Origin of the sequence: Mesorhizobium sp. 113-3-3 (genome assembly GCF_016756495.1) — a bacterium.
Lineage (GTDB): Bacteria > Pseudomonadota > Alphaproteobacteria > Rhizobiales > Rhizobiaceae > Mesorhizobium.
In genome coordinates, this window is the sequence record NZ_AP023243.1 from 4215327 (window position 1) to 4230659 (window position 15333).

A 15333-nucleotide genomic window follows, 5' to 3' on the forward strand; every position below is an offset into this window, starting at 1 on the left:
TAAGTTTCGGCGGCCATTGCCTGCCATGGTCCTTCAGCTGACGCACTCAGTCATCGTGTGGCCGGATCGAACGCCGCGACCAGTTCGCGGATCAGCGCCTGAATCCGCGCGGTCTTGTAAAGATCGGCATGAGCGACGAGCCAGACGTCGAAATCGGCCGAGCGGTCGGGCATGATCCGCACCAGCTCCGGCTCGGCGTCGGCGCGATAGCAGGGCAGTTCGGCAACGCCGATGCCGGCCGCCGTCGCCTCGACAAGGGTGACGGATGATGATGTGCGGAACACCACCTTGCCGGCGCCGGCCGGCTCTCCGCAAAGGGCGGAAGGCATCGTCGGCGCCACCGGCTGCTGGTACTCGACGAGATCGTGGCCCGCGAACCTGTTGCCGGAGGCTGGCGTGCCTCGCGCGGCGAGATAGGCACGGGAGGCATAGATTCCGGTTTTGAGCGTGGCGAGGCGGCGTACGATCAGATCGGGCGCGTCGGGCCGGATGGTGCGGATGGCGATGTCGGCCTCGCGCCGGGTCAGGCTGGCGACGTCCTGCGAGGTCAGGCAGACGACCTCGATGCCGGGATGTTCGGCGCGCATGCGGGCGATGGCCGGAATGACGAACCGCTTGCCGAGCGAGTCGGTCGTGGCCACCCGCACAGAGCCGATCAGCCGCTCGTCGATGCCCATTACCCGTCGCTCCATCTGGGCGACGGACCGCTCGATCGCTTCGGCCGGCTCGACCAGCGCTTCGCCGGCCGGCGTCAGCACATAAAGCGACGGCGTGCGAAGGAACAGCCGCGCGCCGAGTTCTTCCTCCAACGCGGCCAGCCGTCGGCCGACCGTCGCCTGATCGACACGCATCCGCCGGGCGGCGCCGCGCAGCGTGCCCGCACGCGCAATTTCCAGGAAGAAGCGCGCATTGTCCCAGTTCATCGTGACCTCCCGGCGAAGCGAAGCGCGTGATGCATCCTTGCATCAGAGAAAGGCGGATATACTGCTTTATCGCATCGCATGGATTCCTAGATTTGGGCCTGCAGGAGATGTCCGATGACAGGATGCGATATACTGGAAGGCAACCACGCCGGTGCCTCCGGTCCCGATGACGAAGCAATCGCAGAGAGGCGGCGCAGGTTCACCCTGTGGCTCGTAGCCGGCGGCATGTTCATGGCGGTGCTCGACGCCACGATCGTCAACGTCGCTCTGCCCGCAATGCGCGCCGATCTCGATGCGACAGTCAGCGACCTCGCCTGGATCGTCGATGCCTACACGCTGAGCATGGCGGCGCTCATCCTCGCCGGAGGTGTTCTCGCGGATCGCTGGGGCGCGAAGCGCGTCTATCTCGCGGGGCTGGCCCTGTTCGTCGTCGCTTCCGCCTTGTGTGGCGCCGCCGGCACGGTCGCATGGCTTGTCGCGACCCGGCTGACGCAGGGCGTCGGGGCCGCCCTGTTCCTGCCGGCGTCGCTGGCCGTCGTGCGGGGAACCTTCGACGATGCCGACGAACGGGCGGGCGCGATCGCGACATGGGCCGGCATCGCCTCGGCCGCGGCGGCGATCGGGCCCGCGGCCGGAGGGTTGCTGGTTGGCAGCCTTGGCTGGCGCAGCGTCTTCCTCGTCAACGTGCCGGCGGGTTTGCTGGCATTTGGCCTGACGATTCGGATCGTGCGGCTCCGATCGACGCAGCGGATGAAGAGGTTCGACTGGGGCGGGCAACTCACCAGCATCGTCATGCTCGGCGCCCTCTGCTTCGCCGCGATCGAATTGCCGGAACGGGGCGGAGGTTCGTCCGTGGTCCGGCTTGCGGCGGCCATCGCCGTCGCCGCCGCACTGTGCTGGTTCCTGATCGAGCGCCGCTCCCGCGATCCGATGGTCCCGCTCGTGTGGTTCCGCAACCCGGCCTTTCTTGCGGCCAACCTTGTGGGTTGCCTTGTCTATGTCGGCTATTTCGGAATGCTGTTCATCCTCAGCCTTTATCTGCACGGCGATTACGGGCTCGACGCCGGCCGAACCGGGCTTGCCTTGCTGCCGGTCGCGGCGAGCCTTTCGGTCGGCAATGTGATCGCGGGCAGGCTCCGGGCGAAAATGTCGCCGCAGCACCTCATCGCGGGCAGCCTTCTCCTCGCAGCCCTTTTCGCGCCCTTGGCGGCCTGGCTGCTGATCGCTCATGCGTCATGGCCGGCTATCGTCGGGACGCTTGCCATCTTCGGTGTGGGCACGTCCGCTTCCGTGCCGCCGGTGATCGCCACCGTTCTCGAGCAGGTTCCCGAGGCAGCGTCGGGCGTGGCATCCGGCCTGCTGAACGCACTGCGCCAGACCGGGAGCCTGCTCGGCGTCGCTGCCGCGAGCGCCGCCTCGACGCTGACGCCAAACCTGCCCGCTGCGCTATGGATCGTCGCGGTGATGGCTGCGGCTGTCTACGCTGTCGCCGCAGGTTCGGCGATCGGCTGGATCCGCGCGCCCGCAAGACCGTGACCGGGTCGGCGCTTATGCTGGCGACAGGGCGATCGATAGCGCACTATAGAAGGCAGTCGGCGGCATATGGCGGAGGGAGTGGGATTCGAACCCACGGTGAACTTGCGCCCACGCCGGTTTTCAAGACCGGTGCCTTAAACCGCTCGGCCATCCCTCCAAGTAATTGCAATCATTGCGCTTTTCTCAATTCGCGAGAGGCCCGAGAATGCCTTTGCTACGCTGTTTGCAACTATCTGCCTTTTCGCTCGCTGCTTATAGCGGCCTGCAACGCGACGTCAACTTGCTCTGCTACGTCGGCCTGCATTCCTGGCATGACATGCGGGCAGCGGTCCAGCATGATCCCGATGTTGGAATGGCCCAAGTGCTCGCTTGCAATCCTCGGATGAACGCCGGCTGAAAGCATCTGTGTCGCGTGCGTGTGCCGAAGGAATCGGATGTGGGGCAGGGAGGTCTTGCCAAGGACGCGGACGCACTCATGGGTGAGACTGTCAGCGTCCGAGCGAATGCCGATGCGCAAATGGCCCTGCCGCGCCCTGTGTGCCTTGAGTTCGGCGACAGTGCCGGCAGAGAGCGCTACCGTCCTGGCTCGGCCGCTCTTCGGCTCGTTGTATCGGACCCCATCGTCGGTTTGCTTTGCGAGAGGGGACTGGGCAGTGGTGGCCGCAGGGCTTAGCCGATTTGGGGCTTCCTTCGGGGCAAGCCGGATATTGCTTTCGTCGGCCCACGATCATCGTCAGGGGCGGCCTCGGCTTTTGAACCCTGCGCAGCTTTGATCACGGCCTTGCGGCTGTTGCCGCATTTTAGGATCAACTCCCAGACCAGATCCGCAGTCAAACCGTTCTCTGAAGCGAAAGATTCGACCTGATGGTCGTGAATAGCATCATGCCAGGCCTTATAGCCGCCCATTTGGGCCTCCGCTCTAGGCGCCGCACGGCAAAGATATGCGCTCCTGCTAATACAAGGAACATGCGAACGAAGGACGTAAGGGCCTGGAGAACTCTTGCGGGAGCGGACGAGGGGTCTGAATACGGCCATCCCATGTCGGGAAAGCCAGATCCTTCTCATCCTTGCCCCTGCCGAGCTTTGGACGGTGCTCGGCCAGTTTCTTCCGATGCCGCGAAGTTCGACGACCTAGCGCGAGGTAGGGCGATCGCCACGCGGGAACAATCTTTGCTCGCTGAAGTTCTGAACCTGCCTTGGTTTTGATCCCCGTGGGCCAAGGCCAGGAAGCTGCCTCCATCAGCTTCCAATCAGCCCGCCTCGGACGGGGGCAAAACTGTCTGGGGCGGGCTTCGGTGCAGCGTTGTCCCCAAAGCGGGCATGGTTTTCCACTGTTAACTCTTTCGATCGAGTTTTCTTGCTGGAGCTTCGCCGACTCGTTTATTAGAAACCCCTTATGGAGAGACGGCACGCAATCCGAAGAGTCACGGATGGGCTCTGGGAGGTCTACGAGATAGACAACAACAAGGTTGTGCGTGTGGGTGGCGTGCCCTTGACAAACTTGTTGGATGAAGACGCGCTCGACGCGTTGGAGCTGATTAGGGATGGCTTCCTGACCCCGGGCCAGGTCAGAAGGACAAAGCCCTGAAGCAAGATGCCAGTTCCGCACGACTAGTCGGGCGTCGGCGGTTGCAATCCCAGACGCAAACGCTGATCTTCAGCGAAAGCGACGGCATCGGACTCACGTTCAAAGGCCCTGGAATAGGTGTTGCCGTCCGTTCTTACGATCCTAACAACCCATTCGCCTAAGGATTGGCTGATTTGTACAGTTGGGGGCGACGGTTTGGTGTCAGCCATGCCCCTGCTTTAAAAACTGACGGATTTCGGAATGTCTCACGAAGTTCGTCGCCCCCTATTAGCTCCCTTTAATATAATGACATAGATGGTTGGGATTCTGCTAGCCGTCTCCGACCTTGGCCACGCTGGCTTCGTTGACCCCTCCTATAAGCCGATACTTATGCGATATCCTGCATCCCAGACGACGAGGCGCGGCTGGTGTGTCCTCCGCCGACCCGCGCAGCAGGGGCGCCACAATCTTGCCCGGTTCCGGCCACAATCGGTTAATACCGTGATAAACAATTCCTGCGCACAAAGGATCGGGGTTCAGGGCGCCGTTGGTTTCGTCGAGTGAGTGCTTTGGCTCCTCTGCTGTACAAAACGACGGCGTCTTGATTGAGACTATAGGGGATTTCGGGATAATGCAGGCTTCGGCGCGCCCGCGTCTTCGTCGCGCTTCCACGCTTACGCTATTGGCGGCGTCGGCTGCCTTGCTGGCGGCTTGCGCGTCGCAGCCTGAGCCGAAGGCGATGGTGAATTCCAAGCCTCGCTCCAAGGAATATTTCGCCGAGACCGAATATGGCGTAAAGGCGAGCCCGCGCGCTGCCTTCATGCGGCGCGGCGGCGGCCGCGACCAGCTCGGCAAGCCCTATCAGGTGCGCGGCAAGTGGTACTATCCCAAGGAAGACAAGCGCTACGCCAAGGTGGGCCTGGCTTCGTGGTACGGCGACGCCTTCCATGGCCGGCTGACTGCCAATGGCGAAGTGTATGACACGGCGCAACTGACGGCCGCGCATCCGACGATGCCGCTGCCGAGTTATGCCCGTGTCACCAATCTCGAAACCGGCAGTTCGGTCATCGTGCGCGTCAACGACCGCGGGCCATATCACGAGGGCCGCATCATCGACGTCTCGGAACGCGCGGCGCAGATGCTCGACTACGCCAAGGTCGGTACCGCGAAGGTCAAGGTCGAATATGTCGGCCGCGCGCCGCTCGACGGCAATGACGACCAGTATCTGATGGCCTCCTACCATCCGGGCAACCGGATTCCGGATCCGTCGGACGGCTTGCCGACCGGCGTCATGGTGGCCATGAACGGACCGTCGCCAAGCGTGCCGGTGGGCGCGGCCGCCGTACCGTTCCCGGGTCAGCTGACGAATTCCGGCGAGGCCGCGCAACCATCTTTGTCGGCGCAGGCGCCGGCCTTCGGCGACCTGGCACTGCCCGACTTCGGGCCGATCGTGCCGGAGCGCCCGGATATCGGCCTGCCGCCGCAGTCGCCGTTCGCGGTTGCGTCACTGTCCTATGCGGATGAGCGCGTTCAGCGCGCCGATGTCTTTGCCGCGCTGGACGAAAGCGGCATGTCGCCCGCCGACATCCTGCGGTCGTGGAAAAAGTCCAATCCGCAGGCGTCGCCGTCCAGCGCCGACTATGTCGCTGCCGGCACGTTCGACGACGCAGCCGAAGCCAAGCGCGTGGCAGCGGCACTTCAGCCCTTCGGCAGGACGGAAATTCAGCGTTCCGATCTCGACGGCAATGACTGGTATGCTGTCAATCTCTATCCCAATGGCCATGGCGGCCTGGACGAATTGCTGCAGGCGGCATGGTCGCACGGCGCACCCGATGCGCTGGCTGTGCGCAACTGATCTATTTTGCCCGGGCGGTTGATCCGGCGGAAAAAACCCTGATAGCTTGGCTGTGCCAAAACCGGCAAACGGGTCGAGATTTCATGCAGTTGCGCGCCTTTCCGCCATTTGCCGGCTTTCTGGGGCTGGCTTTGCTGCTGCTTTGCCTCGCACCAGCCCAGGCGCAGCTTTTCGAGACCAAGGCCACACAGGCCTTCATGATAGATGCCGACACCGGCACGGTGCTGTTCTCGAAAGACGCCGACAAGCCGATCCCGCCGGCCTCGATGGCCAAGTTGATGACCATGGAAGTGGTTTTCAACGCCATCAAATCCGGGCGTCTCAAGCTCGACGACACGTTCGTGGTGAGCGAAAACGCCTGGCGCAAGGGCGGCGCGCCGTCGGGCACATCGACGATGTTTGCCAAGCTCAAATCGGCGATCCGGCTCGAGGACCTGATTCAGGGCGTGACCGTGCAAGCTGCCAATGACGGCTGCATCGTCATCGCCGAAGGCATGGCCGGATCCGAGGACAATTTTGCGGCGCAAATGACCGAGCGCGCCCGCCAGATCGGGCTCAAAACATCGACCTTCGTCAATTCGACCGGCCTGCCGGCCGACGGCCAGCAGACGACGGTGCGCGAACTGGCGCAGCTGGCCTTGCATCTGTGGCGCGATTATCCGGATTTCTATCGCTACTACGGGCTGAAGGATTTCACCTGGAACAAGATCTCGCAGAAGAACCGCAACCCGCTGCTGGCCATGGACATCGGCGCCGATGGCCTGGCTGTCGGTGCGAGCGAGGGCTCGGGCTTTGGCATCGTCGCATCGGCCAGCCACAACGGCACGCGGGTGATCATGGCGATGAGCGGATTGGCCAACGACAAGGAGCGTGCCGAGGAGGCGCGCAAGCTGCTCGACTGGGGCGCGCGCTCCTTCGAGAAGACCGAGATCTTCGCCAAGGACGAGGTGGTCGGCGAGGCCCAGGTTTTTGGCGGCGCGAAATCCGGCGTAACTCTGAAGGCAAAGGGGCCGATCGACATCTTCCTGCCGATCACCAACCGCGACAAGCTGACGGCCAGGATCGTCTACACCGGCCCGGTTGCGGCACCCGTCGAGGAGGGCCAGCCGGTGGGCGCGCTACGCGTCTGGATCGGCGACACGCTAAGCCAGGAGACGCCGCTTTTCGCCGCTGAATCGATCAGCGTGGGCACGCTGCCGCAGCGCGCGCTCGATGCCGTCAAGGAACTGGCGATCGGTTGGCTGCGATAGCGCCGACGGCATGGACGTTTTCCCGAACGCGGACTATCTAGAGCGCAACAATCCACATGAACAAAGGCCCTTTCGATTGGCGCGCGGATTTTTCATCACCTTCGAAGGCGGCGAGGGCGCAGGCAAGTCGACGCAGATCGAGCGGCTGGCGCGGAAGATGCGCGCCAAGAAGTATGATGTCCTGCTGACGCGCGAACCCGGCGGCTCGCCGGGCGCCGAAGCGATCCGGCATGTCCTGCTTTCGGGTGCAGCCGAGCCATTTGGACCGAAGATGGAAGCGCTGCTCTTCGCCGCCGCGCGTTCCGACCATGTCGAGCAGGTCATCCGGCCGGCGGTCGAGCGCGGCTCGATCGTGCTCTGCGACCGTTTCCTGGATTCCTCACGCGTCTACCAGGGGGTCACCGGCGGGATCGACCCGGCGTTCATGGCCACGCTGGAACAGGTCGCCATCAACGGCTTGATGCCCGACATGACGCTGATCTTCGATATCGATCCGGCCGAGGGCCTCAGGCGTGCGACGCTGCGGCGCGGCAGCGATGCCGGCGCCGACCGCTTCGAAAAGGAGACGCTGGCCATCCATCAGGCCCGGCGCGAGGCTTTCCTGGCGATCGCCACGGCCGAGCCGGAACGCTGCATCGTCGTCGACGCTTCCGCCGATCCCAATACGGTGGAGGACGTCGTCACCGCCGCCGTGTTCGCGGCGCTGGAGGCGAGGGCGCCGGCGCGCAACAGGCAGGCAGCACCGGTATGATCTTCGAACGCATCGCGCCGGAACAGCATGACACGCTGGACGGCGTTCCCGAACCATCCGAAACGCCGCGCCTGGTCGGACACGGGCAGGCGGCCGAGATGCTCGCCGCCGCCTATCGATCGGGAAAGCTGCCGCATGCGCTGATCTTCGCCGGGCCGGTCGGCATCGGCAAGGCGACGCTGGCCTTCCATCTGGCGCATCACCTCTTGAAGCACCCAGCCTTCGAGCAGGCGCCGGAAAGCCTTGCCAACCCCGATCCGGCCTCGCCGCTGTTTCGGCAGATCGCGACCGGGGCGCATCCGGGCGTGCTGCACCTGACCCGCCCTATGAACGACAAGACCAAGAGCTTCAAGACCGTCGTCACCGTCGACGAGATCCGCCGGGTCAGCCGCTTCCTGTCGATGACCTCGCATGACGGCAGCTACCGGGTGGTCATCGTCGATCCGGCCGACGACATGAATGCCAACGCCGCCAATGCCTTGCTGAAGAATCTTGAGGAGCCGCCGGCACGAACGCTTTTCATTCTCATCGTCCATGCGCCGGGCAGCCTGCTGCCGACGATCCGCTCGCGCTGCCAGGTGGTGCGCCTGACGCCGCTTGATGCCGACGAGTTGCTGGCGGTGCTGGAAACCGCCGAGCCGCCGCCACCAGACGATCCGGCGGCACGGGCGGCATTGGTCGAGCGGGCAGGGGGCAGCGCGCGCAACGCGATCCTCTTGACGCAATATGGCGGGCTGGAGATCGCCGAGACGCTCGATGCACTTGTGGCGAAGGGAAGGAGCGATATCGGCGGGGCCTATCGGCTGGCGGAAGCCGTCGCCGGCAAAGACCAGGCGATCCAGTTCGATATCTTCAACCGCCGCGCGCTCGACCTGTTGTCGGATGCCGCAAGCCAGGCGGCGCGCGCCGGCAACCTCGCGCGCGCCAAGACGCTGTCGGACACCTGGCATGAGGCGCTGGACGCGATCTCCGAGACAGACACCTACAATCTCGACAAGAAGCAGCACGCCCTGACCATGATCGACCGGCTGAAGTCGGCCATGTGAACGGGCTTTCGGAATGGTCTGCCCTGTCTAGGGCTGGCTCGCCCGTTTCCCCCGGAGTTGCCGAGCAGCTCGGCCTTCACGGCTTCGATCTCGGGCGTGACGAGGGCGTAAACGGTTTTGCTGGCGCCAGCCTGACGCAGGCGCGCGTCGAGCGCCTGCCGCGGATCATGTTGCGTGGTCGTGGCCATGCCGGTCTGCCCTTTTGCGCCGCCGCGAAACTACGGACCACGACCTGCCTTTGCAACGGCCTACGAGCTCCGGACCCGGTGCCATGATCGAGGCCCAGACGCAACGCGGGACTTGGCATTAGGCGCCGGACGCGATATCTGAGACCGACACCGACAATCCCGACAAGAAGCAGCACGCCTTGACGATGATCGACCGCCTGAAGTCTGCGATGCGAATGTGACGGTCCCACCGGGATGGCAATCGCCATTCCGATGCGATATCCACCGCCACGGCTTCCATTCAGACATTCATGATGGTCATTCATGTCACGCGACACATTCTACATCACGACCGCGATTTCCTATCCGAACGGCAAGCCGCATATCGGCCATGCCTATGAGTTGATCGCGACCGACGCGCTTGCCCGTTTCCAGCGGCACGACGGCAAGGACGTGTTCTTCCTTACCGGCACCGACGAACACGGCATCAAGATGCTGCAGACGGCGAAGCGCGAAGGCATTTCGGCGCGCGAACTGGCCGATCGCAACTCGGCCGATTTCAAACGCATGGCGACTGCGCTCAACGCCTCAAACGACGATTTCATCCGCACCACCGAAGAGCGGCATTACGCGTCCTCGCAGGCGATCTGGAAGGCGATGGACGCCAATGGCGACATTTACAAAGGCGGCTATGCCGGCTGGTACTCGGTGCGTGACGAAGCCTATTACGGCGAGGAGGAGACGGAGGTCCGTCCCGACAATGTGCGCTACGGGCCGCAGGGAACGCCGGTCGAATGGGTCGAGGAAGAGAGCTATTTCTTCCGCCTCTCGGCCTACCAGGAAAAGCTCATCGCGCTTTATGAAAGCCAGCCCGACTTCATCGGCCCGGCCGAGCGCCGCAATGAGGTGATGAGCTTCGTCAAATCCGGACTCAGGGATTTGTCGATCTCGCGCACCACCTTCGACTGGGGCGTACCGGTGCCGGGCGACGAGAAGCATGTGATGTATGTGTGGGTCGACGCGTTGACCAATTACATCACCGGCGTCGGCTATCCCGATGAAAATGATGAGAAATGGCGTTTCTGGCCTGCTGACGCGCACATCATCGGCAAGGACATTGTACGCTTCCATGCGGTCTACTGGCCGGCCTTCCTGATGTCGGCCGGCATCCCGCTGCCGAAGCGCGTTTTCGGCCACGGCTTCTTGTTCAACCGCGGCGAGAAGATGTCGAAATCGGTCGGCAACGTCATCGACCCGTTCACCATGGTCGAGCATTACGGCGTTGACCAGGTGCGCTATTTCTTCCTGCGCGAGGTGCCGTTCGGCCAGGACGGCAGCTACAGCCATGACGCGATCGTCAACCGCACCAACGCCGATCTAGCCAATGGCCTCGGTAATCTGGCGCAGCGTTCGCTGTCGATGATCGCCAAGAATTGCGGCGGCGTGGTGCCGAAGCGTGGCGATTTGACGGAAGCTGACAGCGCCATCCTGGATCAGGCGGTGGCTGCTCTTGCCACGGCCCGCAAAGCCATGGACGGGCAAGGCATTCATCTGGCACTGGCGGCGATCTTCGATGTGGTGGCTGAAGCCGATCGATACTTCGCTGGACAGGCACCATGGGCGCTGAAGAAAACCGATCCCGAGCGGATGGAAACGGTGCTGTGGACCACCGCCGAAGTGGTTCGACGCGTCACCGTGCTGTGCCAGCCCTTTGTTCCGGGGTCGGCCGCGAAGTTGCTCGACCTGCTGGCAGTGCCGGCGGAGAAGCGTAACTTCGAGCATGTCCACGCCGACTATGCGCTTGTGCCCGGAACCGCCTTGCCGGTGCCGGAAGGCGTGTTTCCGCGCTATGTCGAACAGCCGGGTGCGAACGCCTGATGCTTGTTGACAGCCACTGCCATCTGGATTTTCCAGATTTCGCCGAGGAGCGGGCGGCCATTGTCGCCCGCGCCAAAGCGGCCGGAATCGGCCGCATGGTGACGATCTCAACCCGCGTGAGGCGCTTTCCGCAAATACTTGAAATCGCGGAGACTTTTGACGAAATTTACTGCTCGGTCGGCACCCATCCGCACAATGCCGCCGAAGAACTCGACGTCACCGCTGAGGAGCTTGTCCGCCTGTCGGCACACCCGAAAGTGGTGGCGATCGGTGAGGCCGGGCTCGACTATTTCTACGACAAGGCGCCGCGCGACGCGCAGGCGCAGGGTTTTCGCACGCACATTGCCGCCGCTCGTGAGACCGGCCTGCCTCTCGTCATCCATTCGCGCGATGCCGATGACGACATGGCAGCCATTCTCGAGGACGAGACAGGGAAGGGCGCCTTCCCCTTCGTCCTGCATTGTTTCTCGTCCGGACGCCGGCTGGCCGAGGTGGGCGTCGCGCTCGGAGGCTATGTCTCGTTCTCCGGCATCCTGACCTTCAAGAACTCGGCCGAATTGCGTGCCATCGCCGTCGACGTGCCGCATGACCGGCTGCTCGTCGAAACCGACGCGCCCTATCTTGCGCCGATCCCGTTTCGCGGCAAGCGCAATGAGCCGGCCTACGTCGCGCACACGGCCCGCGTGCTGGCGGAGACGATTAGCGTCAGCGAAGCTGAAATCGCCGATCTGACGACGGACAATTTCTTCCGGCTGTTCGGCAAGATGCCACGGCCTGCCGAGCAGAGCGCCTGACCGATGACCGACAGGCTGCGCCTCACCATTCTCGGCTGCGGCTCGTCGCCAGGTACGCCGCGCATCACCGGCGACTGGGGCAATTGCGACCCGACCAATCCAAAAAACCGGCGTATGCGCACGGCAGCGCTGGTCGAGCGGATTGCGGCCGATGGCGGCCGCACCACCGTGGTCATCGACACCGGGCCGGATTTTCGCGAACAGATGCTGCTCGCTTCGGTCAAACGCATCGACGCGGTCGTCTACACGCATCCCCATGCCGACCACATCCACGGCATCGACGATCTGCGCGGCTATGTGCTCGAACAGCGTCACCTGATCGACATCCATGCCGACCAGCCGACGATGCTGCGCCTGCGGCAGGCGTTCGGCTATTGCTTCGAGACGCCGCCGGGGAGCTCCTATCCGCCGATCGTGCGGGCGCATATCATCGACCACACAAGGCCGGTGGTGATCGAAGGTGAGGGGGGTGCCCTCACCCTGGAGCCGTTGCCGCAGTTCCATGGCGACATCATCTCGCTCGGATTCCGCATCGGCGGCCTGGCCTATTGCCCTGATATCAGCGGCTTTCCCGACGCCACCGCCGAACGGCTGCGCGGCCTGGAAATGCTGGTCATCGACGCGCTGCAGTACAACATCCATCCCAGCCATCTCTCGCTCGGCCAGGCGCTGGAATGGATCGAGAGGCTGGCGCCCAGCAATGCTGTGCTGACCCACATGCATGTGCCGCTCGACTATGCGACCGTGATGGCCGAGACGCCTGATAAGGTGGCGCCGGCCCATGACGGCATGGTGATTGAAATCCCTTATGAATCAGAATGATGCGAACGGCCTTTTATGAAGCCGTCTTGCGCTTTGGGCCGAATATCAGCAGCGTCCCAATCCGTTCATAGCCCATGCTGGGAAAAAGCAGCGCTCCGGCGTGCGTCGCCATCAGCACCGAGCACTGCGATCCACGAGCCCTGTCGTCGTGCAGCATCTTAGCCATCAGCGCCTGGCCGTCTACCGCCACGCTTTGCCGTCGTCATCCGCGCAGCATAACGTTGGCCGTCAGATCAATAAAATCATTGGCAATTCCCAGATGCCGGCCAATGCGCTAGTTCCATAATCTATCTTATGCGACTTTCGGATCAGCAGCCACTTCGTAATGCGACGGTCCTTTGACCCAGCGGCTGCGGTCCTTAGAAATAGTCGAGAAGCCCACTGAAGGCAGCTGCGATTGCAACAGCGTGCAGGATGCCAAGCGACAGCCATCTGATACGGCCGCCTGGAGCAGCGAAGGCTCCATAAGCGGGAAATTGGGCCACAGCCAGTCCCACGGACAAGCCGGTGATGGTGTTATTGGTCAAGAGCGTCGCCAACATGGGTATCGGATAAAGAAGGCGCGCCAGCACGTAATTTCCATGCCCAGCTCCGGCCGAGAAGAGCGCCAGCAGCAGCGCGATGGGCGTGAAGCACAGGCCGATAAGCAACCCTGCCCGCAATGAAAATTCTGTCAGCTCCATTCCTCCGGAACCGATATCATTTCAGATCCGCCAGTTCATCGTCCAGGACCAGCGCCTGCCGGGACGGCGCGTCGAGCATACAGCTAACGATGATGTTGCTCTTGCGGTCGGTGTTCGCGGTTTCAACAGCGTTGTCGATATGGATGGCCGACAATAGCCGCCGTTGACAACCCACCGTCGAGACTGGCACGGTGAGGCAGTTGCCGTAGGGCGCGCCGGCCGAGGCCGAAGGGGCAATGCTCACCTACGATGTGCAAACCGTAGTCGCGCCCATGCCAAACCTCGAAAACCTGAAGAAGCAGGCAAAGCAATATCTGCGCTGGCATCGTGATCGATATCATCCGGTCGCAGCCGAGATCAGAGCCGCTTTGCAGCGGTTTCAGCACCTCGATGACAATCAGGTGCTGGAGGCATCGTTCAAGCTCAGCGATGCGCAGGAGCTTGTAGCTCGCCAATTGGGTTTCGAGGGATGGCAGGCGCTCAAAGCAGGAGCCCCAGCCATGAACACTCAATTCAAGCACGCGATGACGCCACCGGTCCTCAGCGGAACCGAAGCTCAACTTTATGTCACCGACCTCAAGGCGTCGTGTGATTTCTTCACGTCGAAGCTCGGCTTTACAGTCGACTTTGTTTATGGTGACCCGCCATTCTACGGCATGGTCAAGCGTGACCATGCCCGACTTTGCATGCGGCTTGTCTGTGAGCCGGTCTTTGTCGGGGATATACGCAAGCGCGAACACCTTTTGTCGGCGTCGATCACTGTCGATACCGCGGCGGAGATCAAACAACTCTTTTTGGAGTACCAAGCCGCCGGTGTGGGCTTCCACCAAGGACTGAAGAAAGAACCTTGGGGCGCGAGGAACTTCATTGTCCTTGATCCCGACGGCAATCTCATCTTGTTCGCGGGGCCTGCCGACTGAGCGCAGCTCCTTGCGCCTCTGGCGATGGCGGTTGCTCCGCCATTGTCTTCCGCTCGAGGTCACACCCTGCCCTCCCCACCATCGCGCCCGCTTTGACCCATGCGCGCCAGCCCGCCGACGATTTTCGGTGATGGCATCGAACCGATGAAACGACTAGCCTGCTGTGGGGCTGGAACTCATAATCAGGACCGTAAAAAATGACCGCCTCACCTTCCTTTCTCGGCCTTCCCGATCGCCTCGCTAATGGCCGCACGCCCCGCGCGGTGATGTTCGGAGCCGGCCACGGCAGCACCTATCCCGGCAAGGACAGCAGCGGCTATGCGTTGGCGGCCGACGCGATCCGTGCGGCCAGCCAGGGCGATGCCCCACTCATCGAGCATTGGGATTTCGATCTCGGCGGCCCGTTGTTCGACGGCAAGCCGGCCTGCTGCGTCGACGCCGGCGACATCGCGACCATCCTGCACGACAATGCGGTCAACCGCGCCCGGATCGAGGCGAAAACGCGCGAGGTCCTGGCCTTGCCGGCCGTGCCCATCCTGCTTGGCGGTGACGATTCCGTCGTCATTCCATTCCTCGCCGGCTTTGCCGGGCACGGACCGATCTGGATCCTGCAGATCGACGCCCATATCGACTGGCGCGACGAGGTGCAAGGCGAACGCCACGGCTATTCGAGCCCGATGCGGCGGGCGAGCGAGATGCCGCATGTCGCAGGCATGGTACAAGTCGGCCTGCGCAGCGTCGGCAGCGCGCGCCTCTCTGAAATCGAAGCGGCGCAGCACTATGGCAGCCGTTTCGTGACCGCGCGCGAGGTTCATGCTCAAGGCGTGGAAGCCGCCCTTCGCCATATTCCAGAAGGCGCGAGCGTCGTCGTCACCTTCGACTGCGACAGCCTCGATCCCGGCATCATGCCGGGCGTTGCGGCGCGTACGCCTGGCGGCCTTACCTACACGCAGGCGATCGACCTGATCGCAGGCCTCGGCAAGCGCGCCAGGATCGCGGGATTCGACCTGGTCGAGCTCTATCCGCCCGCCGACATAGACGGCCTGTCGGCGCAGACCGCCGCGCGTCTTCTCGTCAATGTGATCGGCACCATTGCCCGCGTTGCTGATTTTTAGACAGTGCGACCTAATAATCACAGCTC

At 63.1% G+C, this 15333-nt stretch carries 15 protein-coding genes, 1 tRNA gene and 1 pseudogene; 11 read left to right on the forward strand and 6 right to left on the reverse strand.

Annotation, left to right across the window (positions count from 1 at the left end; genetic code table 11):
* Positions 1–50 precede the first annotated feature (50 nt).
* A complete protein-coding gene (locus JG746_RS20520; RefSeq protein WP_202354439.1) occupies positions 51–923 on the reverse strand; it encodes a LysR family transcriptional regulator in 873 nt (290 codons plus the stop codon).
* A gap of 114 nt (positions 924–1037) precedes the next feature.
* On the opposite strand from JG746_RS20520, the gene JG746_RS20525 reads away from it, so the two are divergent.
* On the forward strand, positions 1038–2459 hold the full coding sequence (locus JG746_RS20525; RefSeq protein ID WP_202354440.1) for an MFS transporter: 1422 nt from the start codon (positions 1038–1040) through the stop codon (positions 2457–2459).
* Between the two features lie 67 nt (positions 2460–2526).
* On the opposite strand, the gene JG746_RS20530 is transcribed toward JG746_RS20525, so the two are convergent.
* The 3 genes from JG746_RS20530 to JG746_RS37210 all read right to left on the reverse strand — a co-directional run bounded on the left by JG746_RS20530 (position 2527) and on the right by JG746_RS37210 (position 4779).
* A tRNA-Ser gene (locus JG746_RS20530) sits at positions 2527–2616 on the reverse strand.
* A 512-nt stretch (positions 2617–3128) separates the two neighbouring features.
* Positions 3129–3365, reverse strand: a complete 237-nt coding sequence (locus JG746_RS20535; RefSeq protein ID WP_202354441.1) for a hypothetical protein — start codon at positions 3363–3365, stop codon at positions 3129–3131.
* A gap of 991 nt (positions 3366–4356) precedes the next feature.
* Positions 4357–4779 (reverse strand): hypothetical protein, encoded by a 423-nt coding sequence (locus tag JG746_RS37210; protein ID WP_244730961.1) that lies wholly within the window; start codon positions 4777–4779, stop codon positions 4357–4359.
* Here JG746_RS37210 and JG746_RS20540 point away from each other — a divergent pair.
* From JG746_RS20540 to JG746_RS20570, 8 genes and pseudogenes are all read left to right on the forward strand, one after another.
* A complete protein-coding gene (locus JG746_RS20540; RefSeq protein ID WP_274609306.1) occupies positions 4769–5881 on the forward strand; it encodes a septal ring lytic transglycosylase RlpA family protein in 1113 nt (370 codons plus the stop codon). The two genes, JG746_RS37210 and JG746_RS20540, sit on opposite strands and share 11 nt — an antisense overlap.
* Before the next feature lie 83 nt (positions 5882–5964).
* On the forward strand, positions 5965–7131 hold the full coding sequence (locus JG746_RS20545; RefSeq protein WP_202354443.1) for a D-alanyl-D-alanine carboxypeptidase family protein: 1167 nt from the start codon (positions 5965–5967) through the stop codon (positions 7129–7131).
* Between the two features lie 76 nt (positions 7132–7207).
* The gene (gene tmk / locus JG746_RS20550) at positions 7208–7882 is read left to right on the forward strand and encodes a dTMP kinase (protein WP_202354444.1); all 675 of its coding nucleotides are present in this window, start codon (positions 7208–7210) and stop codon (positions 7880–7882) included.
* Positions 7879–8928 (forward strand): DNA polymerase III subunit delta', encoded by a 1050-nt coding sequence (locus JG746_RS20555; RefSeq protein ID WP_202354445.1) that lies wholly within the window; start codon positions 7879–7881, stop codon positions 8926–8928. The genes tmk and JG746_RS20555 overlap by 4 nt, the downstream gene beginning before the upstream one ends.
* Before the next feature lie 286 nt (positions 8929–9214).
* Positions 9215–9337 (forward strand): annotated as a pseudogene (locus JG746_RS37755) (DNA polymerase III subunit delta'); the annotation flags it as partial.
* A gap of 82 nt (positions 9338–9419) precedes the next feature.
* On the forward strand, positions 9420–10973 hold the full coding sequence (metG, locus tag JG746_RS20560) for a methionine--tRNA ligase (protein ID WP_202354446.1): 1554 nt from the start codon (positions 9420–9422) through the stop codon (positions 10971–10973).
* Positions 10973–11767 (forward strand): TatD family hydrolase, encoded by a 795-nt coding sequence (locus JG746_RS20565; protein WP_202354447.1) that lies wholly within the window; start codon positions 10973–10975, stop codon positions 11765–11767. Before metG ends, JG746_RS20565 begins: the two co-directional genes overlap by 1 nt.
* A gap of 3 nt (positions 11768–11770) precedes the next feature.
* Complete coding sequence (locus tag JG746_RS20570; protein WP_202354448.1) at positions 11771–12589, forward strand: MBL fold metallo-hydrolase; 819 nt, start codon at positions 11771–11773, stop codon at positions 12587–12589.
* A 359-nt stretch (positions 12590–12948) separates the two neighbouring features.
* Here JG746_RS20570 and JG746_RS20575 read toward each other — a convergent pair whose 3' ends face one another.
* The gene (locus JG746_RS20575) at positions 12949–13272 is read right to left on the reverse strand and encodes a hypothetical protein (protein ID WP_202354449.1); all 324 of its coding nucleotides are present in this window, start codon (positions 13270–13272) and stop codon (positions 12949–12951) included.
* A 16-nt stretch (positions 13273–13288) separates the two neighbouring features.
* Positions 13289–13516, reverse strand: coding sequence for a hypothetical protein (locus JG746_RS20580; RefSeq protein ID WP_202354450.1), 228 nt, complete (start codon positions 13514–13516; stop codon positions 13289–13291).
* Positions 13517–13544: 28 nt separating this feature from the next.
* Here JG746_RS20580 and JG746_RS20585 point away from each other — a divergent pair, with 28 nt between their 5' ends.
* Positions 13545–14192, forward strand: a complete 648-nt coding sequence (locus tag JG746_RS20585) for a VOC family protein (protein WP_202359415.1) — start codon at positions 13545–13547, stop codon at positions 14190–14192.
* 197 nt (positions 14193–14389) lie between these two features.
* Positions 14390–15307 carry an agmatinase gene (locus JG746_RS20590; protein ID WP_202354451.1) on the forward strand — a complete coding sequence of 306 codons (918 nt, stop codon included), beginning with the start codon at positions 14390–14392 and terminating at the stop codon, positions 15305–15307.
* Positions 15308–15333: the final 26 nt, after the last annotated feature.